The sequence below is a fragment of the Flavobacterium soyangense genome (assembly GCF_015277675.1).
GTDB lineage: Bacteria > Bacteroidota > Bacteroidia > Flavobacteriales > Flavobacteriaceae > Flavobacterium > Flavobacterium soyangense.
In genome coordinates this window covers 16,712-42,108 of record NZ_JADHEC010000031.1, presented here as the reverse complement: position 1 = coordinate 42,108, position 25,397 = coordinate 16,712, and the positions used below count along the sequence as shown (strand labels likewise).

Sequence of the window (25,397 nt, the reverse complement as noted above, 5' to 3'; positions counted from 1 at the left end):
AAGAATTTTAGCTAAAATAACAGCTTTAACTTTGGTTCAATTCATCAATAGATTTATTTTTGAAAGACCAATAAACAATATTAAAACACAAATAGTTTAATTACACCCAACGGGTTCAATTAAGTGTTTGTAATTATTCTCATAATCTCTAATTCTGGCGTCTGGAATAGGTGGTGCAATGTAATAAGATACTCCAGGTTCAAAATTATCTCCTATTGTATTATTTTTTGCCATTAAATCAGTAACAATGTCTCTAGTCGAAAAATGAAAGTTTGCTTTTAGATCTGAAATTATTTTCTCTTTGTCAGTTTCATTGTCTATTTGAGAGAGGTAATAATCGAAAGATTTTCCACAATCCAAAGCAAATGATTGATATAATTCAAAATTATATTCATTTTTTGTGGAAAAATCAATTAAACTATTAATTAGAAATTGTATTTTTTCTTTCGCAGCATATTGGCTGCTTTGATTTAATTTAACATTTTCAAACTCATCATTATAATCCAAAAAATCACTTATTTTTGAAGGTGAGTTTGACACAATTATATGTTTTTTTGCTCCAAAAATTCTATTATTTTTTTGAATTTAAACGCCAACAAATCATATCCTTCATTGTCATAACTGCCTTTGAATTTATTTGCATATTCTGAAATATCTAAAACTATGGGATAACTACAATTATCAACTATAAAAACGTTGTTTTCAACATCAAAATACTCTCTATCATTCTTGTAATCAGTGATTGTATTTGCGTAAAATGTTTTATAATTTCTTAGTTCAATTTCTAAAAAATCAATTTCCTCATAATCAATATCAATTAATAAAAATTCATTGAGTAACTCCGGATATAGATCTACATACTGTTTATAATTGAAAATTATTACTTTTTTCATACCCTTAATAATTAACCTAGCCTAACTTTTGGTAAGGCTAGGTTCAACTGAATGTTAATATTTATTTTTCAAGTTCCGCCTCTAAAATTTTAATTTTCGCCATACATTCAAACATATCATTTAACAGTAGATTATTATTCATAATGTTTTCGAACTCTTCTAAATTGGGTTTTTCGTACGGAAATTCATTTGATGTAAAGGCATGTAGTTGTCTTTCTATTGCGGTTCTTATAAAGAATTGAAAAGCTGAAATATCCCCAGCGAACTCTTCGGCCCTATGTACTATTGTTTGTTGAAGCTTTTCAATTTGTTGTTTTACTTCTGTGCTATTATTTTCCATAATAAGATTAAATTAGAGATGAATTATAAGATGAATTATATTTTTTGATTGTTTTTAACCATTGGAATAAAACCAATTGGGCTAAATCATTTACTTCACAATCTTTTTTATCACTCACATAAACTAAATCACAATAAATCTTAGTTAGAGCCTCGTCCAGCTCTTGATCTTTGACTTTCAAAATATCACCTGCATTAGAAATTCCATAATATTTACTCTCAAGATTAAAATCCTGTTCTGGATTATTAGGATTAAACAAATTTAGAATATCAGACATTTTACCACTCAATCTTGAAAATATTATAGCATCGCTAAGTATGTTTTTTACAATTTTCATCTTTGGTTTTGTTTCTAAGAATTCACGGATTGACTCTGTGTTTTCGGCTACTTCTTTTAATTTTAAATTTCTCATAATTTCTGTTTTAAAGGGTTGTTTAAATTTGTAATGAATAGTAATATATTTTATTACTTACTAATATATTTTATTACTTTCATTACTTTTTTTTAAACTGTCTATAAAACAGTTTTTTACTCATTTGTGCCGGATTTTACAACTTTCAATGGGATGTCAATTTTAAATACCTCATCCATTGCTTCTTTCTTTTCTGGTTCGCTTATTTGGTAATATTGATTTAGAGTTTTCATATCTGAATGACCTGTTATAGAAGCAATAAGCTTGTCGCTTTTGCCTTGTCTTTTCATCATAGTGATAAATGTTCTTCTGGCAGTATGTGTACTTATTCTGTCCTTAAAAATCATTTCTTCTTTAATGTTTTCTTTGCCTTTGGTAGTAACTTTTTGCACTTTGCCAGTATATTCTAATTCAGCAAATACTTCTTTGATATAAGTGTTTTGTTTCTGGTTTGCTATCAATGGAAGGTTATAGTCATATTTTAGTAAAATATATCTTGAAAGGCTTGTTAATGGAATTTCTCTAGCTTCTTTGGTTTCGTCTTTTTGCTCCTTAAGAATAATATAATTATCGGTTACATTACTTCTAGTTATAAGAGAAAGTTCGCCAAACCTCATTCCGGTAACACAAGCAAAAACAAAAACATCCCTTACTTTTTCGTGTCTTTTGCTTTTAAATTCGTGTTTCATTAATTTGTTAAGGTCTTCAATGGTTAACGCTATTTGATTGGTAATAACACGATCTACTTTCTTAAAATCTACAAAAGCATCATTGTAAGTAAATTTCTTTTTCTTGGCCCAAAACATAAAAGTTTTGAAAAGGCCTAAATTTCTGGAATACGTGTTGTTTATGTGCTTCAATTCATCCATACAATAACAAGTAAATTCACGATGAAAGGATTCATCAATTTTACTAAATGTCAAAGGATAATTTTTTGCAATCTCAAACTTTTTAAGGATGTTCTTAATATTTGCATACCTTAAAACTGTAGCATCTGACCATACCTTTGCTTTTGTTCTTTCTGCTGTAAATTCATCATAAGCATCAAAGAAAATATTTTTTCCGGAAGGCGTAATTTTAAACTCTTCATCAAATACTTTTCTTAAGGTTTTTGAAGTGAAGTCTTCATTTATCCTTTTATACAAACTTTCAGTTTCCAGCATCAAATCGGAATACCTATTTAATTGCATTTTGATACTTTCGGCAAACTTTGATTTATTTTTCCCGTTTATGTATGGAAATTTGCTCACTGCATCCCAATGAATAGGATTGATTTTTTCGCCAGTAGAAAATATGAATTTCTTGTTTTCATCTTTGAAGAAGCAAGAAAACAAAATCAATGTTTCTTTTTGTAAATTTGGTTCTTTGAGTTTGAAAGTGTATTTCATTGCGTTGCCATTTTAGTTGCCAAAAATGTTATAATTCATTATAAAAACATAATGATAACAAATATAAGACTTCTTTATTAATATGGCTTAAGCATCAATAAACACTTATTAACATAATAATGAGTTATAAAAGTAACAATACTCCCCGACTCCACTATTAAAGTAAAAATTAAACCCTAGTTACTTAATCCATAAGTAGTTAGGTTTTTTTTTAATTTGTACGATGATACTATTAGTGTTTATGTGCGAAAGCCACCTGTCTATTTTTAGATTCCCATTCATTATGACAAATACTAAAAGCACAAAGTAGCATCTTATAGACAATATTGCGAATATTAATAGAACGCATTAAATAGTATCATTCAAATACAAAACCAACTTTCAAACAAGCCATTACGCAAATCTATTCAGTGCTGTTGACGAATGTTTTTTTTAAGTTAGCTACTTGTTTTATTGACTTTTATGAATAAAATTAACAAAAATAAAGTTGAAAAAAACATTATTAATTGAATTATGAAAACTGGATATAATAGATTCGATTCTGCATACCTAAGTGGCGATTAAGAAAGTATAAAACTTTCGATTAAAGACTAATTTTTCAAGTACAAAACCAAATTTAAATTAAGCCTAAACTTGCCATATTGCCTAACGGCGGTTGTGCGTTGTTTATTTGTATGTTTCAATTTTACTTTCCCATTTACTTTTTTCTAAAAAAATTTTATAATCTTTAATGTTTAACATTTCGTCTATTGCTTTCTTTTTATCAGTTGCATTTTCATAATATGATTTGCATATTTGATATCCGATCCAATATCCTTGATCTGGAAAATTTTCTGGTGTTGATTGTTGTGAATTTGCTATCCAATTATCATATTTATCTAAATACATATCGTTTTTGAATTTTGCCCAAATTGATTTTTCTCTACCTTTTGCCCATTCATGTAAACTCGGATTTGCATTTTGTCCAGAAATTAATTCACCTATAAAATCAGCCATTCCTTCTCTTACTACATAACATAAAGTTATTTTTTCTTTCTCTAGTCCATCTTGTTGATAATGAATAAGTTCATGTGCGATTACGTTAGGTAAAGCTGACCATTCACTCATTCTGGATTTTATTTGAAAATTAAACTCGGTTAATTCTACTTCTTTACTTACACAATATTGATTAATTCCAATTAACAAGCCATTATTTGAGACTGTACCACCAGAAGTGAATGCACCGATAACAAAATACACGTCTGGAAATTTTGCTTGATTATAAATCTCTTTTAGTTTAATAAAAGAATTTAAAAATTCTTGTTCACGGCTTTTTATTTTTTTAGTCTTATTTTCAATTGTAGCATAAAATTTTGGATATGAATTTGTTGTTGCTATAAATTTATCAATACTGCTAACTTTTAAACCCATATAATCTATCATACCTAAAGAGGCTTTTTCAAAATATAATTTTCCGAATATTTTCTTTTTATTTATTGTATCTTTTGATGCTGCCTTGTATGCTGTCCAAAAATTTTTAACATCCGAGCTAAAGAATTTAACTTTTTTTGGATTACTATTTAATTTTTTATCGCTTTCTTTCAAGGTTGCAACTATTTTTTTCCATTCTATTTCTGAGTGAAGGTTCATCAAGTCTGTATCTTTTAATAGATTTTCTTTATCATTATAACCGTTTTTTATTGCTTTTTTAAGAATAATTATTGCACTATCTTTTTTTGATTCAAGACTTAAACAACAAGAAGCGTTATAATAAGCACTTGATTTCTTGTTATTAAAATCCGAATTATCCGCTAATTTTAAATAATATTTTATTGCTAAATTATAATTATTTGCTGAGTATAAACTATCTGCTATTTTATCAATATTCTGTACTACAGATTTGGTTTGACAATAAATAATTGTATTTATTGAAAATACAATCAATGTAATAAAACCTAATTTTTTCATTTTTTCACTTCTTTTTGGATTAAATAGCTCACAATACTTTATATGCGCATAAAATTACCTATTCCTGTTTTAAAATGGCATGTAAAGCGCATGATTATGGATTATGGATTGTAAATTCAAATTAGAAGGTTAAGTAAAAAGTCATACAAATAATAAATTTTTAAAAAGTCTACACAGTTTATTGATTCAATTATTATCTTAGGAAACATTAATCATAGATTAAAGACATTTTTTGATAAATCAAATTTTTTGTAATTAAGAATTATTATAGTATAGCCCTATTTTTCTCGCTATCGGCTCCAGTTGGATTATGTTCTGATTTATTTTTGAAAGTTTTTCCAAAACCATATGTGAATGTTAAAGCAACAAAACGAGAGTCAGGTATATTAGTCCATTTTGCATCAGTAAGTTTTAAATTATTGATTTGCCCGTAAGTTGAACTTCCATAAAAAATATCATTAACTGCTAACTTAAGATTGCCTTTTTCCTTCAGTATCTTTTTTTGTATTGCAAAATTCACGTATGATTTGCCAGCAATTTCAAATTGGTTTTGTGTAATTTTAGTTTGATACCCGGCACTAATTTCAGCTGACCAGTTCTTTTTTAATTTTAAACTATTAATCGTTGTAAAAAGCCAAAAAGTTCCTGACGAATTTAAATCTTCTGAATATAATTTACTTTGAGAATTCAAAGTAGTAAGTTCTGTATATACATTTGAAGACCACCATTTATTAAAAGGAATATCAGCGTTTAAATTAATGCTATAAATTTGATTTTTTCCAATATTTCCTGGCCTACTATAATAAATACCGTCATTAATTTCAATTGTTTCTTCAATTTCATTCTTTTGGTTTGCATATGTTAGTGTAGTTGAAAACAAGCCTTTAAAGCGGTAAGATAATTCGTAATTATCAGAAAAAGATGGGTTTAGGTATGGATTTCCAGCATAGTAAGTGTATTTATCTAATGGACTTATAAAAGGATTAAGATCCTGATAATTGGGTCTATTGATACGTTTGCCATAATTAGCAACTAATTGATTGTCACCAACAGAATCTAATTTATATTGAACAAACAGTGTTGGAAAAAGATTTGTGTAATTTTTCTTAAATTCCGAAGCTGGTTTTAAAATATTTCCTAGCTGATTCCCTTTAGACTCCGTGTTTTCTAATCTCAATCCAGTTTGAAAAGTGAATCTTCTGTAGTCAGTATTAAAATTCAAATAGACAGCATTGATGACCTCATCGTATTTAAAATGATTGCTGGTGTTATAATTTGGAATTTCATTTTCGTTAATTACATCACGATAATCGGCAGTGTTATTGGTTTTGGTATAACTTGATTTGTAACCCGTTTCAAGTAACCCGGAATGTTTTAAAGGCAGTGAATAATCTGCTTTTAGTGAATAAATAGAAATTTTAACCGGTAATGCCCCTTTCAATTCATCTTGGCTACTCAAAGAATTATCAGGCTGATAAATAAAATTATTAAATCTTTGATTTGTGTTTTTATCATAGTTTAAGTAGTCTAAATCGACTGTGATTTTTTGACCAATGGTGTCCAAATCATGACGATAATTAAGATTTATACCGGCATTTTTGAATTTGCTTCTTTCCAAATTTTTTGCAATTATTGTAGAGTCTAATACAAAACCTGCATCAGAAAAAGCACTTCTTACCTTGCTAGTGTTGTTATTTGATCTGTAGATCCCAGTTAATCCGATTCCAAACGTGCTTTTTGGAGTAATATAGTAATCCAATCCTAATTTTGAGTTAGTCGTTTGGGAAACCCCATCTAACTGACTGTATTGATCAAATATATTTTTAGTGGTTAAGTCTTCCTTTTTAAATTTTCTAAATATGTACAAATCTGTAATGTGATCTTGGGTAGCATACCCAATGTTGCCATATAATCGAACTTTATTGTTCAAATAATTCAAATTCAAGCCTTCTCTGGTTTGACCTCTTTTTCCTTGAGCAACTCTGGTAGTCAAGTTTCCGTTAAAGCCTTTAATTTTAGATTTTCGAGTTAAAATGTTGATTATACCTGCGCCTCCAGCCGCATCGTACTTTGCAGGAGGATTTGAAATCAATTCTATTTTATCTAATGTGCTTGCGGGTAATGATTTAAGATATGCCTCCAAATCTGAGCCGGATAAATAAGTAGGTTTGTCGTCTACAAATACAGTTACCCCTGACTTTCCTTTAAAAGTTATTGTTCCGTCTGAATTGACACTTATTCCTGGAGATTTTTCTAAAACCTCCATCGCATTGCCACCTGCCGTCGATATCAAAGCATCTACATTTACTACAGTCCTGTCAATTTTTTGTGTCACGAGAGGCTTTTTCTTTTGGATAACCACCTCATTAAGTTGTTTGATACCAATCGCCTCCAATACAATTGTTGGCAAGATAATTTCTGATTGCTGTTTATCAATTGTGATTAATTTACTTTGGAATTTGTTGAAACTTAAATTATCAATGACTACAAAATAATTATCCATAATTAGATTTTCGAAAACAAAGCTTCCATTGGAATCCGTAGATTGCGTTTTTACTAGCGAACGGTCTTTGGCTAAGAGAAGTTTGACTAGAATGCCTTTTTTAGTTTGTTCGTTTGGAGCAATTGCTTTACCCGAAATTTGACCTAAGTTTTGTGCCTTTGTAATTCCAAACGAGAAAAATAAAACGCATATTAATAATTGTAAAGAAATTTTCATAGTGATTGATTGATTGATTGATTGATTGATTGATTGATTGATTGATTGATTGATTGATTGATTGATTGATTGAAATTGTCTATTTTATGAAGTTATTATTGGATAAGTCCGAAGTCAAGCTTCGAATATTTTTTATTAAGAGTCTCTTCTTTTATTGGCATATAACTTTTGGAAGAAGAAAAAAATACAGGCTGATGTTTCTGATACTAATTTTTTTATTTGCGAAGAAATACCTGACAAACCTGTTAGTGCAAATTCACAAACAACCTCATAATAAAATGTGTACATGCAAAATTTAGTGCAAAAAAAACAAGGCCGCTTTTGTTAATATAGTTTCTATTTTTTTTTAAATTTTGTGTCACTATTGACAAAACAAATTTGAGAAAGATAACAAGGCTAGTTATTGACCTTTTTTCCCGATGAATCATCATTTTTACCTTTACAACAACCGTAATTATTTTTTCAAAAAAAAGAGGTGAATGAATTACCTCTCATCTACAAAAAAAGTATTTCTTGCGTTAAATTCTGATCCTTATTGAAGTTTATCAAAAATTAGTTGATTGTATTCTGAGACTTCATCTATGGCGGGAACATTAAAACTTTCCATGGTTATTATTTTAAATCTTTTGTCATTATTGACAGTACAAAATTAGGCATAAAAAAAGGTATCTAAATAGAAACCTTTTCCCGATTAATAAACAATTGCTACTCTTATTTACTGTTTTTAAATTTTACACGGTATTCTATAGGAGAAATTCCTTCTTTGTTTTTAAAAAATCTACTAAATGTTTGAATATCTTCATACCCCAAATCATACGCAATTTCTTTTATGGATTTATCCGTATAAAGAATTCGTTTTCTTGCGTCTAGCATAATTCTGTCATGAATAATATTCAACGGGGTTTTTTTTGAAACTATCGAAAATAGATTTGACAATGTTTTTGGAGATTTATTTAGAAGTGATGCGTAATAAGCGACATCGTGATGCTTTAAAAAGTTACTTTCTACCAAAAAATTAAACTCTCTGACGATATCCAACTGACTTTTATCCAATTTGTCAAATTGAATTGTATTCTTATAGCTTCGGACACTTAAAATTAGTAATCTTTGTAACATAATTTGTAACATATCAACTTGTAAATTGTCTTTTGAAGTCATCTCTAGTCGAAACATTTTCCATAAAACATCAAATTTTTCAAATTCTTCATCCGAAATTGAAACTATAGGAACATTTGATGCACCAAAAAACAACAATCCTTTGCAGCTAACTTCAGTGTCGTGATCAATTATACAATAAAACGGTCTGTTAAATCGGACTAATCTTGCACTCTGAAAATTAATGGAATCAATTTTATGAAACTCTGTTAAAAAAATCATTTCATTTTTTAATAATTGATATTCAATATTATCAATAACAATACTTAAGGGACTGTCTGTATTCCAAATAATTGTTAAATCACTTTCATTTACTTCAAAAATCAAATTTTTATTATCTTCATTAAGATCTGTCAATCTTAAAAACTCATTTGCTTTACCGGTGTACTTCATTAAGAATTAATTTTTAAACAAACATATATAAATTTATTTAATAATGGCATAATGCAAACTGCATTAAACTCGGTTGACCCCCCCCCCGGAAATATTTAGCTTTTTATCTTTTGGCATATATAAACAATTAAAAAACATTGAATTTAATAAAGACATAAAATAAAAAAATAGCACTATTAAAAGTAGTTTTTACGGTTCGCAAAGAGTGTTGACTGTGCAGGGTAAATAAATTTTTATTAAGTCTATAAATAAAGTTAGCGTCACCCCTACCAACATAATTTTTTATATAAAAACAAAACCGTAAATAATTTCCATCCACAACCCAATCATCGTTGTCTAAATACCTCGCAAGACACTTTCTTTAATTTAAGGTTGAGCTTGCATTTTTTTTATTTATTTTTCTACAAATACCTTTCAGCCCATGTGGCAATGATATTCCCAACGTATTCAGAATCTCGTTTATTACTTAACAAATGATCCGCTCCATTTAGGGAGACGAAACTTTTAGGGTGTCTTGCAAATTTGTATATTTCAGCAGCGTTTTCAATGCCTACGGTGTTGTCTTGTGGTGAATGCAGTATTAAAATAGAGTTTTGATAATCCCCTAAAATATGTCGGATATTTCTGCCCTGAATATCTTCAATAAACTGTTTATTGATGGTGAATTCTCTCCCCCCAATAGAAACTATTGCTTTGCCTGATTGATTGATTTCATCAATGTCATCATGAAATAAATGGGCAACGTGTTTAGGATTTGAAGGAGCTCCTATGGTTGCAATTGCTTTTACGGACGGCATTTGAGCCGAAGCAAACAAAACTGCAGCACCACCTAGTGAATGCCCAATCAAGAGTGATGGAGCTTTGTAGTTTTTAATTAAAAATTGGGCAGCACTATATAAATCTTCCATATTTGAAGAAAAATTAGTTTGCTCAAAATCGCCCTCGCTATCCCCTAAACCAGTAAAATCAAAACTCAATACGGCAATTTTTTTCTCCGTCAAGGTTTTACAAATGATTCTTACTGCCGATAGGTTTTTATTGCAAGTAAAACAATGTGCAAATATACTATAGGCCAAAGGTTCGCTATCAGGAAGCTGCAATCTGGCCGATAACTCATCGCCTTTACTATTTTTGAAAGTTATTTTTTCTGAAATCATTGCCGGTTATCTTAAAAATTTATAAGAAATAGCAAATGCAACTAATGAAATTATTATTCCAAACATAAAAATATTGTAATTCCAGCGGAGAATTTTATATTTCCTATCCAAAACTTTACCCAAAAAATACAAGTCCCGAGTCATCGAAGTAAACATATACTCCTTATCGTTAATCATCTCTTTTAGCCCATCTTTAAATTCATTAAGTTCCATTTGGTGGAAATTTCCAAAAAACAAGAGATTTACTTCCTTATTTGCCACATCTTCTTTAGTGAATTTTCCCGAAGTAATATTTGGTCTTGTAACGATCACTGATAATATAATTGAAATAACAGTAAAAACCACAAAAATTATTACAGGGTAAACTAAAAAATAATTCGAAGGATTGTCAAATTTTGATATTAATCGTGATAAAGTAATAGAAAGTATAATTGCGTTTACAGATAACAAAATATTAGCCTTTCTATCAGCGATATAGCTTAATTTTAAATGATTGGCAGATGTTAATTTAAAAAGAGTTTCTATACTTTTTTCTGATTTATTGTCCTTTAAAATATTTTTTGAAGATTCTTTGTCCTTTTTAGATAGTCTTTTTAAGTCTTTTTTAAGAAGTATCAAATTCTCGTTTTTGGCTGAATTCCAGTTTAAATTAGCATATTTTGAATAATATTTATGCCTATTAAATACCGAAATGTTTTCCTCAAGCCATTCTTGGTCACTGTAAATACGACAACCAGTGTTTTCAAATTCAGTTCTTAACTGATTGGAAATTTTTAAATAGTTAACCGAAGCTAAATGTGAATAATCGGCATCCTGTATGATTTTTTCAAGAAGAGAAGTGGGCTTTTCATTTAATTTTGTAGTTGCGATGCAAGCCATAACGGTTTCCGTGTTTTTCTTGCTATACTCATTCTGGGTTAAAAATTCTTTAGCAATTGTAATGCTATGATCTTCGTGTTTTTTACTATTGATAGTATATCCAATGTCGTGAAACCAGCCTGCGAGCAGCAAAATTTCCTCTTCGGTTTCAGTAAGATTTTCATCTTGAATGATTTCTTTTATTTTAGACACCACAAATTGTGTATGACAAAAATTATGATAAACATAATTAGGATTTAAATTATCATTGAAACTATTGAGAACAAAGGTTTCTGCTTTTTTTAGAATTGAATCCATAGTTAAAAAATTTATGATTAAATTATATTTGTTGATATCCGGTGAAGATGTACCAATTTATTTTCCCATATTTTAGACATTCTTTTTAATATTCTTGATTTTACTAAGGTGCCTAATGATGTAAACTCGAAATAGATGTTTATGTCAATTTTTGTGGTATTTTCATCTATTTTGTGAAATCTAATGAAATAATGATAATTTTTGGCAAACATTAAATCTTTAGTTTTTTCCCCATAAATTAAATTATCAGATGTTGTTTCGGTAATAGTTTCAAACTTTAAACTCCCAACGTTTAAAACGCAAGTATGTTCTGTTCCCACCTGATTAATTTTGTCACTATCATAATCAATTCTTCTTACACCTTTTTCCCAAAGATGACGGTATTTTAATTGACTAATATAGGAAAAAAGGACATCAATATTAATATCAAATATTTCTTCAATGATAAGGTCAGGTATTGAGTTTTCAATAGTATTAGTCGAATTATCAATTGATTCCAATACAATCGAATCTTTTATATTCTCTAAATTTTTATAAAAATAGTCCATGATATTTAAATCAAAAGGTTCCGTTTTTTTTATCCAAGTTTCATCAGTATCATTTTTATATAAATTATAAGCACTATCAGTAAACAGAATATACTCATTAACGGGTACCTCATTTTTTAATAATCGATGAATCTTGATTACATCCATCCCGTAAGGTTTTACTATTTTTTTTACTTTAATAAAAGCAAGATCTCCGTAATGAATGATGAATTTGAGTTCTAAATTGATTGCCGACCTACACGAACCACAATTACAAATTCGCTGTGTCTCATAACCTTTCGTGTGTCTATGAAATTGCTCTAACATCGTTGTTGTTTGTTGCAAAAGTTGCGAATAATCAGGTATTTCAGTCGAAAACATAAACAATGCATCACCTTCAATTTCGGCTAATTGCATGTCAATACTCGAATTGTCAAGCAAAAGTTCCAACAATTCAGCAATTACATGAATGCTGTGTTCAACTTCTGTGTCGTTTACAAAATTGGTAAACCCACTAATATCAGGCATAAAATAAAGTGCTTTTTGCATAATTTATAGTTTTTTTCTAGGAGAAATAAATAATGACACATTAAATAATAAAGCACTTTTTATAGTGTTATCAAAAATAATATTGTTGTTGGCTTTGTTGGAATTAGTTAAATCATAAGTTAAATTTTTTCTGAAACCTACTTCAGTTGCTGCCCAAAGCCATCCAACTAATTTTTTTTCTATCCGTGTCGTAAACTGAATGTCTGAACGGTGTAAATGCAGATTATCAAACTGGGGAAATTCGGAACTAAAATTATTTAATTTATAAGAGGCGCCTTCCACTTCAATTGTGTTTAACCAAGATATACCTTCATCAAATTTAAAACGCGATTTTATAAATAATGGCAAGATGGCCTCAATACTCCACTTTTCATTTAAGTTTTTGTTGAACGCAATAACAGGAAGAATTAATGGACTTCCAAAACGATAATTATAACTTAGTCCTAAAGCATAAGAAAAATTGTCATTTACTTTCCATCCTAAGGCGGGTGAAATTGAAAATTTTAAATAATCAGTTAAGTTGCCGTTATTTTGATCATAATCCCCATTTAAATCTGCACTCGCTTTAAAAATCCAAAATTTATTAGATTTTGTTGGCTTAATAACAGTAACATTTGCGCCAATACTTTTTAAGCCTCTGTCTTCTAAATTTTTATAAAGTGGATTAATAACAGGGTTTTCAAAGTGATACTCTTCAAAAGTATATTTTAAACCTCCCAAAACGGTCAAATAAGGCTTATCGAATATTGGAATCTTTAATTTGGCTTCAATATTACTGTTGCTTTTTATTGTACTTTTTGAGTCACTAAAAATTCCTGTTTTGTCTTTAGTCTCAATAGCAACATTTGGTAATGTTTGGTATTCAAAAGAAAATCCTTTACCAATTGGAATGCCCTTTATAGCAGGAACACAATATTTGCTTTTAACATTTTGTAAACTGTCCATTTGTGCATGAGCTTGAAAAAAGCAAATTAACAACATAATAGATATGATTTGTATTTTTTTCATAATAAATATTTAAATCTTAAAATATTGGCTTTACTGCCTTTTGCTTCATTTGAAATGTATAAATCACCATTTTGCGAGAAACTAATGCCTTCCGGCTGTTGAAAATAGGGGTAATCTAAATCAAAAACATGGAGTAATTTTCCTTGAGGAGAATACTCAGCCATCATTTTTCCAACGGACGTTATTACAAAAATGTTTTTTGTAATGGGATGAATGGCAATGCCACTTGGAGCAAAATTATTTGTGTTTTTGTATTTTGTTCTAATATCTTTTTGAGATATGGATATAATTGGTTTTGGATTAAGACTATTATTATCTAATACAAATTCATAAACCAAAACTACCTTTTTTTCGTTCACAACTCCAGAATTTCCTTTGCATGCAATTAATAATCTATTGTTTTCCTCATCAAAAAACATTCCTTCAGTATCATCATCTTTACTCAAAAAAGTATGGTGTTTTGTCGTTTTAGGTTCCGTTTTATAATCCTTTATTTCAAAAATAATTCCGTCAGATCGCAATATGTAAGCAGTTTCTTCATTTATAGCAATATCCTCATAGTCACCCTTTTTTGCGAATAAAATTGTTTTTTCAATCAATTTATTTTTTAAATCATAAATAAATAATTTCCCTTCTTCATCATTTTCGCCAATAATTTTTTGATTGTCAAGCTTTACAATACCCGAAATTTCTTTGAGTTCAATAGGCATTTCCCATATTTCATCAGGCTTTTGCAATTGGTAATAGCTACAAACATTAAAATTTGATTTTTGCTTTTTATTACAGGAAATCAAGAGAAAAATCACTAGAAAAACACTAAGCAACTTATTCATTTATTTATTTTTTAGCCAATTATATATATCAACTTGAGCTCTTTTTGTATTTTTTACATTTTGAATTATTGCACATTTTCCATTAGAATTAATAATCCTTTTTTTGGTGTTATCTTCTAATTGAAATTGAATAATTTGATTAATTTCGGTTTTCAAATCTTCATCTTCGATAGGGAAGCCAACTTCAATTCTACTATTTAAATTTCGACCCATCATATCAGCCGATGACAAATACATTTTTTCCTCACCAGCATTATTGAATTTATAAATTCTAGCGTGTTCCAGAAACATATCTACAATCCGGTAGGCTTTTATGTTTTCGCTAATTCCTTTAATTTCGGGTAAAAGTGAGCAAATACCCCTAACAAGTAACGTAATTTTTACTCCGACTTGACTTGCTTCATAGAGTTTGTTAATAATATCTTTTTCATCAATTCCGTTTACTTTTAATAAAACTCCCGAGGACTTTCCTGCTTTATGGTTTTGTATTTCAGTATCAATTAGGTTTAATATTTGCTGTTTCATATTAAATCCTGCTACCAAAAGGGTATCCATTTCAACACTTTTTTCTTTGCTTTTCAGAAACCGAAAAACTTTGGAAATATCATCAGTATATTTTTTTTCTGATGTAAAAAATCCGTGATCAGCATAGATCGCAGCTGTATTTTCGTTAAAATTTCCTGTGGCTAAATAGGCATATTGCTGCGTTGTTTTCTTTGCAGTTTGCATTGTTACCAAAGCAATTTTGGCGTGAACTTTCAAATTGGGCATACTGTAAATGATTTTTATGCCTGCTTTTTTCATTTCGTTTGCCCAATGTAAATTGTTATCCTCATCAAAACGAGCCTTTACTTCCACAAAAACAGTTACTTTTTTTCCGTTTTTGGCCGCACTAATAAGGGCATTTGCAATTAAGGATTGAGTCGAAATTCGGTACAACGTAACTTTAATTTCTGTTACACGATTATCAATCGCCGCCTGATTAAAAAACTGCAAGACATAATGATAGGAATGATAGGGAAAATGCAAAAGCTGGTTCTTTGTATCAATTACTTCAAAAATCGAATTCAAATTTTCAAATGCTTTATGCTCCAAAGCTGGAAAATTTGGGCTTTGAAGATTGGGTTTAACAGGATTTGGAAATTTGAATAAATCGAATAAATTATGCATTTTTCCGCCAGCAACCATTTCGCTTTTTTTGAGTTGAAATGTTTCTTTACAAAAATCAATTTCTTCTTTTGGCATTAAATAATCGTACAAAAATCGAGTAGGTAAACCAGTCTTTCTCTCTTTAATTTTGTCCTTTATTTTGTGAATTAAATTTCCTGTATTTTCATCTTCAATTTCATAATCTTCGTCCCGGTTCATTTTGATGGCGAAACACGAAACAATTTCGTCTTGCATAAATATTAGGTACAAACAAGATTTAATTATTTCGTCTAAAGATATGATGTAGTTGTTGTCGCCTTTTTTTTGTAATTGTTTATAACGATTTAATTTGTCAGAAGGAATGTTGATATAGGCATAATTAAATTCGCCTTCTTTATTTTTTAATTTCACTAAAAAATACAAACTTCTGTTGTTTAAAAAATAAATTTTACCAATTCCTTTCTGAATAAAAACTACTTGAACAAATGAAAGAATATTACTTTTAAAATAACGCTCTATCTCTTTATGATGAAAAGTTTCAATTTTTTGCCCTTCATAAACGATAATATTATTTTGTCTTAATTCAGGAATTATATCATTTCTCCAAATGCCACCAAATTGTTCCTGTTGCTGATTTATTTCTTTTAAAATTGTATTAAAAAAATCGCTTTTTAGAATGCTTTTATCATTCGCTAAATGATTGACTTTTACCCTAAAGAACTCATCCAAATTTGAAGAAAAAATCGCCATAAATTTGATGCGTTCGTAAAGAGGATTTGTAACATCAGCTGCCTCATCTACAATACATTGATTGAAATATAGCCAGGTAAGTTCAGAAGGGATTAAATTTAGTTTCATTATTTTATATTGTTTCAGGATACAATTCTTTGTAGGATACTAAATTATTTGGTCCCAAACGATGTAAAATGTGTTTGGTTTGAATAATGTCGCTAATTCCAACAAATAGTATTGGCATAATGAACATTAAACTCCAAACTATTGGCTTCCAAAAGATTGAAATTCCAGATATAAGTATAAGTATAAGAGCAGCCGTTGTAGTAAAAATTTCTCTTGGTTTCATTTGATATTATGATTGCTTATTTGCTTTTGATACATTGAATGTTTGAAAGAATTTATCATTGCCTTCAATATTATTTTATTTAAAATCCAAAATCCAGTCCAAACACAAATCTTCCTCCATCATCTGAAGCAAAATAAGATGTTTGAAAAATAAATAATCCAGCTGCATTGGCAAAAATGCCACCACCATAGGAAGTGTGCCATTTATTTGAATTGTCATCGTCCAGCCAAACTTTTCCATAATCAAAACCACTAAAAACTCCGAACTTAGCTGGTAAAATACCGGCGTTGAAATTGAATAAATTCATACGCAAATCGGTATTCTGGTAATAGGAACTTTTACCAGAAAAGCGTTCGTTTCGGTAACCGCGTAAGCCATTTTTACCGCCAATACTTGCTGCCTGATAAAACTCAAAATTATTATTTGAAATAATGTTTCCTTTCCAAAGCGTTGAAAGGGTTAGTTTTTCATTTCTAATTATAGGATAATCAATTTGTAAGGCAGGGCTAAAATAAGCGTAATTTAGATTTCCTTGCTCCAAATTTGTTTTCCATCCCGCAGTGAAATTAAATTCGAATCCTAATGTTGAAAATGCTTTATTATTCTTGTTTTCAAATCTATAATTGGTTTCAAATCCAATGAATTTTTTTGCTTCTAATTGTTGTGGAACAAATAATTGCTCGATTATTCTACCCATGTTATCGTTGGGTTTTACATAGTCAAACGGGATACTGACATTCAATAAACTACCTGCTTTTCCTCTTCTTATTAGTGATAATTTGGCATTAAATTGTTCTAGTCTTGTTCTATAATATTCAATGTCAAGACTGTTTTCAAAATTCTTGGTTTCGTTACCAAACCCAAAAAAGTTTTGACTGAATGCTGGTGTAGTGTATCTGGTTTCAAAACCAATATTGTATTTTTTAATACTATTGGCCAATTCTGTTTTGTAGCTTACTTCAAAACCGTTTGTAGCCGTGAGATATCGGGCTCCAAAAGTGTGTTTTTGAGAGAACGGATTATTTTCAAAATTAAATTTAGTAACATGCATCAAGGCACCCAATAGAAAACCATCATCTGGATTGTAGGAAATTGATGGTAGTATTTGACGAAAATTATGTTTAAATTTATTATGGTCAAATGTATTAATAGTGTAATCATCTGTCAATGTATGTTTAACTTCCTTTCCTTCAAAAACGCTTTCTTTGGTTTTATAGTCATAAATTTGAATTTTACCAGGATTTTCGATAGTATAAATGTCTTTGTCTTGCCCCCCGACAATGATGATTTTGATAGCCGCTTTTCCGTTGCCATTTACAATAAAATGATCCTTGTCGTCTAATCCATAAATCCATATTTCTTTGGTTATATTAGGATAAAACTCTTTTTCATAAACAATGTCCTTACTATTTTCGGAACTTTTATTTCGTTCTACTTTGATATGAGTACTCCCATTTTCTAATCGTGTTATTTCAAAAATATCGTCCTTATTAGTTCCTATTATAATGGCGTTTTTGTTTAGAATTTTATAATATTCATTTGCCCAGTCTGCAATGTGATCACGTCTGCTTTTAAGGTTAGCTTTAATGTTTTCAATATTTTTTTCTTTAATTTCTTCCGGAAGATTGGCAAAAGCTTTTTCGATAGACTCATCGGTTAGATTTTTTTGTAAGAAAGAAGCTTCGGTTAGCCATTCATCTAAACTCGATTGGTTGATAAGCATCATATCAGTTTTGTAGATAATCTGATTGAAGGTTTCTACATTTTTAAGATTTGGGCCAAAAGACTGCATCAACCAAAGTGCGGGAACCAGATGGGTCGAAGCTTGAGTAAAAAAACCATCAAATTTTGGAAAAGCCTGATCCCTATCTCTCGGAATTGGGGCATAGCTAATTGTTCCATCTTGGTTTATATAAGTGGCCCAGCGGTATTGATCCTCGTGCCTGTCCCAATCGCCAAGCCACATATCAAACAAACGTGTCTTGATATATTGTTGATGATTGATATTGTATTTTTCATCTTTCATCAAATTGTTCATCACTTCATCTGTAGAAACAATATCATCTGATTTTCCGAACGATTTCCCAGCTTTAAATTCTTTAGACAAACGCTCTTCAATCAAATATAAATCGTTACCCAAAACATCATTGAAGTTTTCTAGACCATTCTGTTTTGGAATATAAAATATTTGTGGATTAGCGTGATAAACCCCAACAATATCAGATAAATTCCCGGTCACTAAAGCAGAAAATGGATAAGAAGTGGTGTAGAAATCCATCAAGAAACGTTCGGCTACTGTATTGTTTAAACGATCTTTCATATAATCTTGCTGGAATGCCTTGACCTGAATAAATTGAGTTGCACTCTTTCTCAAACGACGCATTACATATTCTTTTCCGTCTTTGTCTTCTAATCGCAGTGATACTGATTGATTGCCGCCACCTAATTTTACAGGTTTCAGACCTCCATAAAGTGTGTCTAGATTAACCACTTGGAAATTGAATTTTTTAGAATACAATTCACGATAATGATTGCCGAAAAAGAAATTGAATGCACTCGATTTCTTTCCTATATTTTGATTGTAAATTGAAGCACTGATATTTTTTTCTATTGGAAAATTAACATTTTGTGTGCTGACTTTTTTCTTGATTTCTCGAATAACCTTGGAATGTAACAAATTATTATTTGCATCAAAAAAGGAAACTGCTTGTTTATTTGCTTGAATATTCAGTATTGAGTATCCCAGACCAGAATAGCCAAAAGTAAGGGTGTCTTTTTTAAAATGACGAACCGAATTTACTTTTGAGCCCGAACCACTTATAATTTGGCTAATGTTTTTATGAACTAAATATTGTAAATTATGATCGTGTCCAGAGACTACTATAACATTGTCTTTGTATTCTTGTAAAATGGTGGTGATTTTGTTAGATAGTTCTCTGTAAAGCGGATAATTACTATCTTCAGGACTTGCTCCTGATGTTCTTCTAATTATGTTTAAAGGTGTTTTTAAAATGTTAAAAGCATATTGACCACCATGATTTCCGTTACTTTCTAGTGGATGATGCATAGCCAAAACAATCGTTTTTCCTTGATTTTTATTGACTAAGGATTTAAATTCTTCAAAGAATTTAAATCGTGTTTTTATATTGCAATTGTCGTTTATTTTTGGATGTTTGTCCCAGTCGGTTAAATACCACTCGCTATCGACTGCAATAACAACTATGTCTTTTGAAATCTCATAACTATCTATTGGACAACCATTTTTTGGTAAAAAACTATTCTTGCCTAATGCTTTTTCCACCATTTTTTGTTCCTCCTTCAATCCGTCGATGCCGGAGTACCAATCGTGGTTTCCTGGAATAAAAATCACCTTCCCTTTAAAATTTTGGGCAATATTAGTTTGTGCTTGCAAGGAATTTTCGGCTTCTTCTCTATTCACATCAGATATTTCACTGGGCATTCCTTTTGGATAAACATTGTCTCCCAAAAAAAGTAAAACATCTTCTTTTTTTGAATCTTTTATCTTATCTTTTAGAGCATCCAAGGCCTTTGATTGATTGCCGTTTTCTAAAAGTCCGGCATCACCGATTAAATAAATGTTTACACCTAAATTGTCATCTTTAACTGATGATTTTTTTGTTGTTTGTTTATCAAACGTTGCACAAGAATGAGACAAAAAAATCATTAAACCAACTAATAGTATTCTAAAAAAGTATCTCATATTAAATAATATAAATAATTAAAAATTTGGCTTTTAAAGCTCAACATCACCTACTTTTATATAGTGCTAACGACAACTTTATATTCCATTTAGCTTAGATTTCTATACCTCAATCTTAAAATAAAAAAATCAATACTGATGATTTTAATAAAACTGTAACTTCTTCCTTCTTATATTACAATTTGAACTATGCTACATAAATACTACGTTTATTTATAAACATTCATTTAGCAAAAATGCAATGAACATTAAAAACCCCCCAAAGTCTCTCTGAAGAGTTTTGGTGACAAACCAGTCCTTGATTCAAAAACTTCTACAAAACAATTTTCATCGATAAACCCCACATCAGTTGATATTTGTTTCAATGTTTTGGTAGTAATGTATAGTTGCCTATTACATTCTATTATGATTCGCTCATAAATTAAATCACTTAGAGATTTTTTAAACTTTTCAAAACAAATTTGATTTAAAATATTTAGGGGAATTTGAAAAAAATCGGCATAGAATTCAACATTATGTTTTGTTCTGAAATTGTTTTCTATGGCATCAACTAAATATTGGGATTTAAAAGGTATTTTAATATCTTGAAAACTTGTCAGTGCATCCTGATTTTTAATTGATTTTAATTTTGAAGCTTCTAAAATAAAAATACGCAAATTGGAAATTATATTTTCCTTTATATAGTTCCCATTTAATTGCAGCGCTTCCTTCAAATAATCAATAATCATTAAAAACAGACTAAACTCCTGATTATCATTAAGCTTAAGCGTTGAAGGCATATAACAACTGCTAAAAAGTAAAACCCCCTCAGGAATTTCACCCTGTATTTCTTTAAAAGAAAAAAAATCGGGATGAAAACGTATGGCAAATCCCTCAATATTACCCGCATTAATAATCCTAAAAGACTGTGAAATTGAAAAAAATAAAATTGACTTTTCTTCGAATGTAAATTCTGAGAAATCTAGCTTTACTTTACCATCACCTTTGCTTATTACCATAATAGTATAATAATTTTCTTTTTGATCAGTTTCAAAAAAAGAATTAGGTATTGATGGAATAACTTCAAAGTCAACTTTTCTGTTAATTGAATTCAGAAACCTGTAAATATTGCCTTCTTTCACGATTTATTTTAATTAATTATTTTAATCATCTAATTAATATTATTACTCTTATAACTGATATTAGTTTAAAATTGCAACAGAGTAGCAACTTCCTTTTGGATATCTAGTTGATTATTTTTGGCATACCATTTATGCAATTGTTCTGAATAAGTTACAGCACTCTCCGGATTAGATTTTAAAAAAATGACTAATTCTTGAGCCGTTTTGGGTCTTGGTCCCCAATGCTTTTTTATTTCTAATTTATCATTTAATTGAATTAATTTAGGAATGGCTCTACCCCCATTAGTTAAAAAATTGTCCATCAGCCCTAAATTTTCATCCCTATATAATAGTTTCAGTTCTATTTTGCCCTCACTCTGTTCTGCTATTTTTGCCAATACAGGTAGAATTTGGGCAGCATCGCCACACCAATGTTCGGTCAATACAACCCAATATATTTTCTCTTTTAAGGAATTTATCGATTGAATCATTTCTTGGGAGAGAGCTAACTTTTTATCCAATCGATTCATTCTATGTTGATTTAATTCAATATAGTTACGCATATCATCGTTCTGGTTTGATTCGAGCCCTGACTCCATTTCTTTCCTATATTGGTCGTAAGAAACTCCATTTTTAAAATATTGTTTTATGTCATTTGGATTAATGCTGTTTTGTAAAGTTACGTTTTCCATTTTAAAAATTTATTCTATTGTTATTTATTTGTGTTATCCCTACTTTAACCATTCTTGTTATAATTGATTAATTCAGCGATGAATATATGGCCAGAATGAAAATGTATATTCATTATACAAAAGTGCAACCCAATACTCCCAAATAATGAAGCAATTTTTCCCGATGAGTTAACTTTTTTTCTTTTTAAAAAATATAATTGCAATAACCAATTGCTTCGGTTTAATCATCATCAAAAGTAATATATGGCAAACTCAGCAATTGAATTACCTATAATGACACAGAAGCTGTCACCATCATGAAAATTAAAGAAATAGATTATATAAAAAATACGACGTGGTCAATTTAATATGATGCTTGATAGCTAAATAAAATCAATTTCCTAATACCTATAATTTTAAAAAACTTTAACATAGGAAAAACTGACAAACATTTGGGAAAACAAGTCTAAATCTTCTTTTTGAAAGAAGAATACCTTTGTGATAACAAATAAATAAAAACTCACAAAGTATAAATAATTAAAAACATGGCACGATTAAGAACGATACATCCAGACAACGCTGACGGTAAAACCAAAAGATTGTTTAATACCGTACAACACAAATTAGGAAAAGTTCCAAATATGCTCCGAATTATGGGAAATTCCCCAGCAGTATTAGAAGGGTATCTTTCTTTTAGTGCAGCACTTAATGAAAACTCAATTGGAGCTGAGCTTAATGAACTCATTGCCTTGACAGTAGCTAACGAAAACGGCAGTAATTATTGTCATGTAGCACACTTTTACCAAGGTGAAAAAATCATTTGCCTTGACATAGTAACTCTCGAACACGCAATACATGGCGAATCACATGATCCTAAAATCAATACAGCTTTAAAATTTGCGTTAGAAGTTATTGCTTCCAAAGGTAAGGTATCAGACAAAATGATAAATGAAATAAAAAGTGCAGGATATGATGACACACAAATTTCGGAAATTGTTGGTACCGTAGCATTAAATATTTTTACTGATTATTTTAATAACGTAGCACAGACCGATATAGACGGTCCCGTTTTACCTATCTACTAGTTTAAAAAAAAAATAAAAACTATTTGGAACATTCGTTCCGTTATAGTACCTTTGCGGAACATTCATTCCGAATACTCGGGTAACAATTAAAATAAATAAAATGGCACATTTAAAATTAGAGGGAAATTCAGTACCTGCATTATCTCAAGAAATTCTAGATCAAGCAAAGAAAAATTTAGGTTTCATACCTAACATGTACACAAAAATGGCAAATAACCCAGCGCTAATAGATGCTTATACGTATACGTATAATACTTTTAGAGCTCATTCAGGGTTTACTCCAGTAGAACAAGAAGTAGTTTTCTTAACAATAGCATATGAGAATAATTGCGAATATTGCGTTGCAGCTCACAGTTTTGTAGGTGATATGATGACAAAAGTTCCTACAGAAGTAACAGATGCAATTAGAAATGGTATAGAAATTCCTGATGCAAAATTAGAAGCTTTATCAAAACTAGCTCGCTCTTTAAATGAGAAAAGAGGTTTTATTTCTCAAGAAGAAGTTGACACATTTTTAAAAGTTGGATACACTGAATCCCATATTTTAGGAATTATTACTGGAATAGCAGCTAAAACAATGAGTAATTACTCTAACCACATCACTAACCCAGAAGTAGATGCAGCTTTTGCAGGTAGAGTTTGGAAAAAATAATCCAAAAACAGATTAAGAATTAATTATTTAAACATTGATTTTTTGTTTAAAAAATATAGGGTGCCTAACTAAATAATCTATTAAAAAAATAGGAAAAATTAGTTAGGCATCATTTTTAAGAATGTAAATGTATTGTTCTTAACCTCAAGCATCATTTCATAAAACATAAAAGAAACATTGGTTTCTTGATTAATAAATTACTCATTGTTAAACAAAAAAAATATTATGGCTTTAGTAGGTTCAAACAAAATTGAAAATGGGATGGTAGCCCCAGATTTTTCACTATTAGATACAAAAACAAATACTTTTAAAAATTTAGAAGAATTAAAAGGAAGTAAAGGAACAATCATAATGTTCATTTGTAATCATTGTCCATTTGTAATTTATGTTAATAAAGAATTAGTTAAATTAGCAAATGATTTTATCCCAAAGGGAATAAATTTTATAGCTATTAGTAGTAATGATGTAAATTATTACCCTCAAGACAGTCCTATTTATATGAAGTATGCAGCATTACATTTGAAATATCCCTTTCCTTATTTATTTGATGAAAGCCAAAAAGTTGCAAAAGCATACAATGCTGCTTGTACTCCAGATTTTTACCTTTTTGATAAAAATTTGCAGGCAGTTTATCATGGACAATTGGATGATTCAAGACCTGGAAATGGCATACCTGTTGATGGTCAGGATTTACGATTGGCTATTGCAAATTTATTGGAAAATAAAAAAAATATTGATGTACAAAAACCAAGTATAGGTTGTAGCATTAAATGGAAAGATTAATATAATTTATTATGGCAAGGACTAAAAATTTTAATCAAGAAGAAATATTAGATAAAGCCGTGGAGCTTTTTTGGATTAATGGATACAATGCCACATCAGCAAATGATTTGGTAGAAAATCTTGGATTAAGTAGATCGAGTTTATATGATACTTTTGGAGACAAAAGAACCTTATTTGTTAAATCATTACAAAGGTATCGAAGTAAAATAGTTAATAATATGCTATTCCTAGTAGAGCATTCAACCGATATAAAGAAAACCATAGAAGAGGTTTTTAAGCTTGTAATAGAACAAGATATTCATTCAAAAATTTCTAAAGGTTGTTTTATGGTTAACTCGGCAATTGAATTATCTGCTTGTGATGAGGAGATTGCTCTAATTGTTATGGCTAATCAAACTGATATTGTATCCACTTTTGAAATTGCCATTCTCAAAGGACAAAACTTAGGACAAATTACTACCAATTTTAACGCCAATCATTTGGCTAATTTTCTTTATAACAGTATTTCCGGAATACGGGTTGCCATAAAATACAATCAAAATCTGGATGCCATAAACGATATTGTTAAAATTAATTTGGCCATTCTTAGTTAATAATAATGGTATTAATAATATCAAAAAAAGTTGAGTCTACTTTATGAGTAGGCTCAACTTTTTTA

General features: G+C 29.6%; 22 protein-coding genes and 1 pseudogene. 5 read left to right on the top strand and 18 right to left on the bottom strand.

Translation table 11 applies throughout. The features are described from left to right. Positions 1-100 (top strand): annotated as a pseudogene (locus IR213_RS12780) (IS982 family transposase); the annotation flags it as partial. Here IR213_RS12780 and IR213_RS12775 read toward each other — a convergent pair. From IR213_RS12775 to IR213_RS12685, 18 genes are all read right to left on the bottom strand, one after another. Beyond that, the gene (locus tag IR213_RS12775) at positions 97-540 is read right to left on the bottom strand and encodes a hypothetical protein (RefSeq protein WP_194312697.1); all 444 of its coding nucleotides are present in this window, start codon (positions 538-540) and stop codon (positions 97-99) included. The pseudogene IR213_RS12780 and the gene IR213_RS12775 sit on opposite strands and share 4 nt — an antisense overlap. 2 nt (positions 541-542) lie before the next feature. Continuing rightward, positions 543-893 (bottom strand): hypothetical protein, encoded by a 351-nt coding sequence (locus tag IR213_RS12770; RefSeq protein WP_194312696.1) that lies wholly within the window; start codon positions 891-893, stop codon positions 543-545. A gap of 61 nt (positions 894-954) precedes the next feature. Continuing rightward, a complete protein-coding gene (locus tag IR213_RS12765) occupies positions 955-1,233 on the bottom strand; it encodes a hypothetical protein (protein WP_194312695.1) in 279 nt (92 codons plus the stop codon). Between the two features lie 7 nt (positions 1,234-1,240). Next, complete coding sequence (locus IR213_RS12760) at positions 1,241-1,645, bottom strand: hypothetical protein (protein WP_194312694.1); 405 nt, start codon at positions 1,643-1,645, stop codon at positions 1,241-1,243. 116 nt (positions 1,646-1,761) lie between these two features. Continuing rightward, positions 1,762-3,033 carry a tyrosine-type recombinase/integrase gene (locus tag IR213_RS12755; RefSeq protein WP_194312693.1) on the bottom strand — a complete coding sequence of 424 codons (1,272 nt, stop codon included), beginning with the start codon at positions 3,031-3,033 and terminating at the stop codon, positions 1,762-1,764. A gap of 666 nt (positions 3,034-3,699) precedes the next feature. Continuing rightward, positions 3,700-4,980 (bottom strand): gliding motility protein GldB-related protein, encoded by a 1,281-nt coding sequence (locus IR213_RS12750; protein WP_194312692.1) that lies wholly within the window; start codon positions 4,978-4,980, stop codon positions 3,700-3,702. Positions 4,981-5,245: 265 nt separating this feature from the next. Next, a complete protein-coding gene (locus tag IR213_RS12745) occupies positions 5,246-7,699 on the bottom strand; it encodes an outer membrane beta-barrel family protein (protein ID WP_194312691.1) in 2,454 nt (817 codons plus the stop codon). A 711-nt stretch (positions 7,700-8,410) separates the two neighbouring features. Next, a complete protein-coding gene (locus tag IR213_RS12735) occupies positions 8,411-9,247 on the bottom strand; it encodes a helix-turn-helix domain-containing protein (protein ID WP_194312690.1) in 837 nt (278 codons plus the stop codon). Between the two features lie 401 nt (positions 9,248-9,648). Next, positions 9,649-10,404, bottom strand: a complete 756-nt coding sequence (locus tag IR213_RS12730) for an alpha/beta hydrolase family protein (RefSeq protein WP_194312689.1) — start codon at positions 10,402-10,404, stop codon at positions 9,649-9,651. Between the two features lie 6 nt (positions 10,405-10,410). Continuing rightward, complete coding sequence (locus IR213_RS12725) at positions 10,411-11,580, bottom strand: Pycsar system effector family protein (protein ID WP_194312688.1); 1,170 nt, start codon at positions 11,578-11,580, stop codon at positions 10,411-10,413. A gap of 17 nt (positions 11,581-11,597) precedes the next feature. Next, on the bottom strand, positions 11,598-12,656 hold the full coding sequence (locus IR213_RS12720; protein ID WP_194312687.1) for a DUF2652 domain-containing protein: 1,059 nt from the start codon (positions 12,654-12,656) through the stop codon (positions 11,598-11,600). Positions 12,657-12,659: 3 nt separating this feature from the next. Next, on the bottom strand, positions 12,660-13,664 hold the full coding sequence (locus tag IR213_RS12715) for a DUF6268 family outer membrane beta-barrel protein (RefSeq protein WP_194312686.1): 1,005 nt from the start codon (positions 13,662-13,664) through the stop codon (positions 12,660-12,662). Further along, positions 13,661-14,497, bottom strand: a complete 837-nt coding sequence (locus IR213_RS12710) for an SdiA-regulated domain-containing protein (RefSeq protein ID WP_194312685.1) — start codon at positions 14,495-14,497, stop codon at positions 13,661-13,663. Before IR213_RS12710 ends, IR213_RS12715 begins: the two co-directional genes overlap by 4 nt. Then, positions 14,498-16,504 carry a polyphosphate kinase 1 gene (gene ppk1, locus IR213_RS12705; RefSeq protein ID WP_194312684.1) on the bottom strand — a complete coding sequence of 669 codons (2,007 nt, stop codon included), beginning with the start codon at positions 16,502-16,504 and terminating at the stop codon, positions 14,498-14,500. A gap of 4 nt (positions 16,505-16,508) precedes the next feature. Continuing rightward, on the bottom strand, positions 16,509-16,727 hold the full coding sequence (locus tag IR213_RS12700) for a hypothetical protein (protein WP_194312683.1): 219 nt from the start codon (positions 16,725-16,727) through the stop codon (positions 16,509-16,511). A 79-nt stretch (positions 16,728-16,806) separates the two neighbouring features. After that, the gene (locus IR213_RS12695) at positions 16,807-20,448 is read right to left on the bottom strand and encodes a metallophosphoesterase (RefSeq protein WP_194312682.1); all 3,642 of its coding nucleotides are present in this window, start codon (positions 20,446-20,448) and stop codon (positions 16,807-16,809) included. A 248-nt stretch (positions 20,449-20,696) separates the two neighbouring features. Further along, positions 20,697-21,569, bottom strand: coding sequence for a helix-turn-helix domain-containing protein (locus tag IR213_RS12690; protein ID WP_194312681.1), 873 nt, complete (start codon positions 21,567-21,569; stop codon positions 20,697-20,699). 65 nt (positions 21,570-21,634) lie between these two features. Further along, positions 21,635-22,240, bottom strand: a complete 606-nt coding sequence (locus tag IR213_RS12685; RefSeq protein WP_194312680.1) for a thioredoxin family protein — start codon at positions 22,238-22,240, stop codon at positions 21,635-21,637. 524 nt (positions 22,241-22,764) lie between these two features. Here IR213_RS12685 and IR213_RS12680 point away from each other — a divergent pair. The 4 genes from IR213_RS12680 (at position 22,765) to IR213_RS12665 (ending at position 25,332) form a co-directional block, all read left to right on the top strand. After that, complete coding sequence (locus tag IR213_RS12680; RefSeq protein WP_194312679.1) at positions 22,765-23,304, top strand: carboxymuconolactone decarboxylase family protein; 540 nt, start codon at positions 22,765-22,767, stop codon at positions 23,302-23,304. A 100-nt stretch (positions 23,305-23,404) separates the two neighbouring features. Continuing rightward, entirely contained in the window at positions 23,405-23,956 is a 552-nt protein-coding gene (locus tag IR213_RS12675) for a carboxymuconolactone decarboxylase family protein (protein ID WP_194312678.1), read from the top strand. Positions 23,957-24,181: 225 nt separating this feature from the next. Continuing rightward, positions 24,182-24,739 (top strand): thioredoxin family protein, encoded by a 558-nt coding sequence (locus IR213_RS12670; RefSeq protein WP_194312698.1) that lies wholly within the window; start codon positions 24,182-24,184, stop codon positions 24,737-24,739. Positions 24,740-24,750: 11 nt separating this feature from the next. Further along, positions 24,751-25,332 carry a TetR/AcrR family transcriptional regulator gene (locus tag IR213_RS12665; RefSeq protein WP_194312677.1) on the top strand — a complete coding sequence of 194 codons (582 nt, stop codon included), beginning with the start codon at positions 24,751-24,753 and terminating at the stop codon, positions 25,330-25,332. Positions 25,333-25,397 lie beyond the last annotated feature (65 nt).

Excerpts from the sequence above, each read along its gene's own strand:
- IR213_RS12725 (WP_194312688.1), bottom strand. The coding sequence starts at position 11,580 with ATGGATTCAATTCTAAAAAAAGCAGAAACCTTTGTTCTCAATAGTTTC.
- IR213_RS12765 (WP_194312695.1), bottom strand. The coding sequence starts at position 1,233 with ATGGAAAATAATAGCACAGAAGTAAAACAACAAATTGAAAAGCTTCAA.
- IR213_RS12700 (WP_194312683.1), bottom strand. The coding sequence starts at position 16,727 with ATGAAACCAAGAGAAATTTTTACTACAACGGCTGCTCTTATACTTATA.
- IR213_RS12685 (WP_194312680.1), bottom strand. The coding sequence starts at position 22,240 with ATGGAAAACGTAACTTTACAAAACAGCATTAATCCAAATGACATAAAA.
- IR213_RS12750 (WP_194312692.1), bottom strand. The coding sequence starts at position 4,980 with ATGAAAAAATTAGGTTTTATTACATTGATTGTATTTTCAATAAATACA.
- IR213_RS12755 (WP_194312693.1), bottom strand. The coding sequence starts at position 3,033 with ATGAAATACACTTTCAAACTCAAAGAACCAAATTTACAAAAAGAAACA.
- IR213_RS12720 (WP_194312687.1), bottom strand. The coding sequence starts at position 12,656 with ATGCAAAAAGCACTTTATTTTATGCCTGATATTAGTGGGTTTACCAAT.
- IR213_RS12770 (WP_194312696.1), bottom strand. The coding sequence starts at position 893 with ATGAAAAAAGTAATAATTTTCAATTATAAACAGTATGTAGATCTATAT.
- IR213_RS12665 (WP_194312677.1), top strand. The coding sequence starts at position 24,751 with ATGGCAAGGACTAAAAATTTTAATCAAGAAGAAATATTAGATAAAGCC.
- IR213_RS12745 (WP_194312691.1), bottom strand. The coding sequence starts at position 7,699 with ATGAAAATTTCTTTACAATTATTAATATGCGTTTTATTTTTCTCGTTT.
- IR213_RS12695 (WP_194312682.1), bottom strand. The coding sequence starts at position 20,448 with ATGAGATACTTTTTTAGAATACTATTAGTTGGTTTAATGATTTTTTTG.
- IR213_RS12730 (WP_194312689.1), bottom strand. The coding sequence starts at position 10,404 with ATGATTTCAGAAAAAATAACTTTCAAAAATAGTAAAGGCGATGAGTTA.
- IR213_RS12680 (WP_194312679.1), top strand. The coding sequence starts at position 22,765 with ATGGCACGATTAAGAACGATACATCCAGACAACGCTGACGGTAAAACC.
- IR213_RS12715 (WP_194312686.1), bottom strand. The coding sequence starts at position 13,664 with ATGAAAAAAATACAAATCATATCTATTATGTTGTTAATTTGCTTTTTT.
- IR213_RS12735 (WP_194312690.1), bottom strand. The coding sequence starts at position 9,247 with ATGAAGTACACCGGTAAAGCAAATGAGTTTTTAAGATTGACAGATCTT.
- ppk1 (WP_194312684.1), bottom strand. The coding sequence starts at position 16,504 with ATGAAACTAAATTTAATCCCTTCTGAACTTACCTGGCTATATTTCAAT.
- IR213_RS12760 (WP_194312694.1), bottom strand. The coding sequence starts at position 1,645 with ATGAGAAATTTAAAATTAAAAGAAGTAGCCGAAAACACAGAGTCAATC.
- IR213_RS12675 (WP_194312678.1), top strand. The coding sequence starts at position 23,405 with ATGGCACATTTAAAATTAGAGGGAAATTCAGTACCTGCATTATCTCAA.
- IR213_RS12670 (WP_194312698.1), top strand. The coding sequence starts at position 24,182 with ATGGCTTTAGTAGGTTCAAACAAAATTGAAAATGGGATGGTAGCCCCA.
- IR213_RS12710 (WP_194312685.1), bottom strand. The coding sequence starts at position 14,497 with ATGAATAAGTTGCTTAGTGTTTTTCTAGTGATTTTTCTCTTGATTTCC.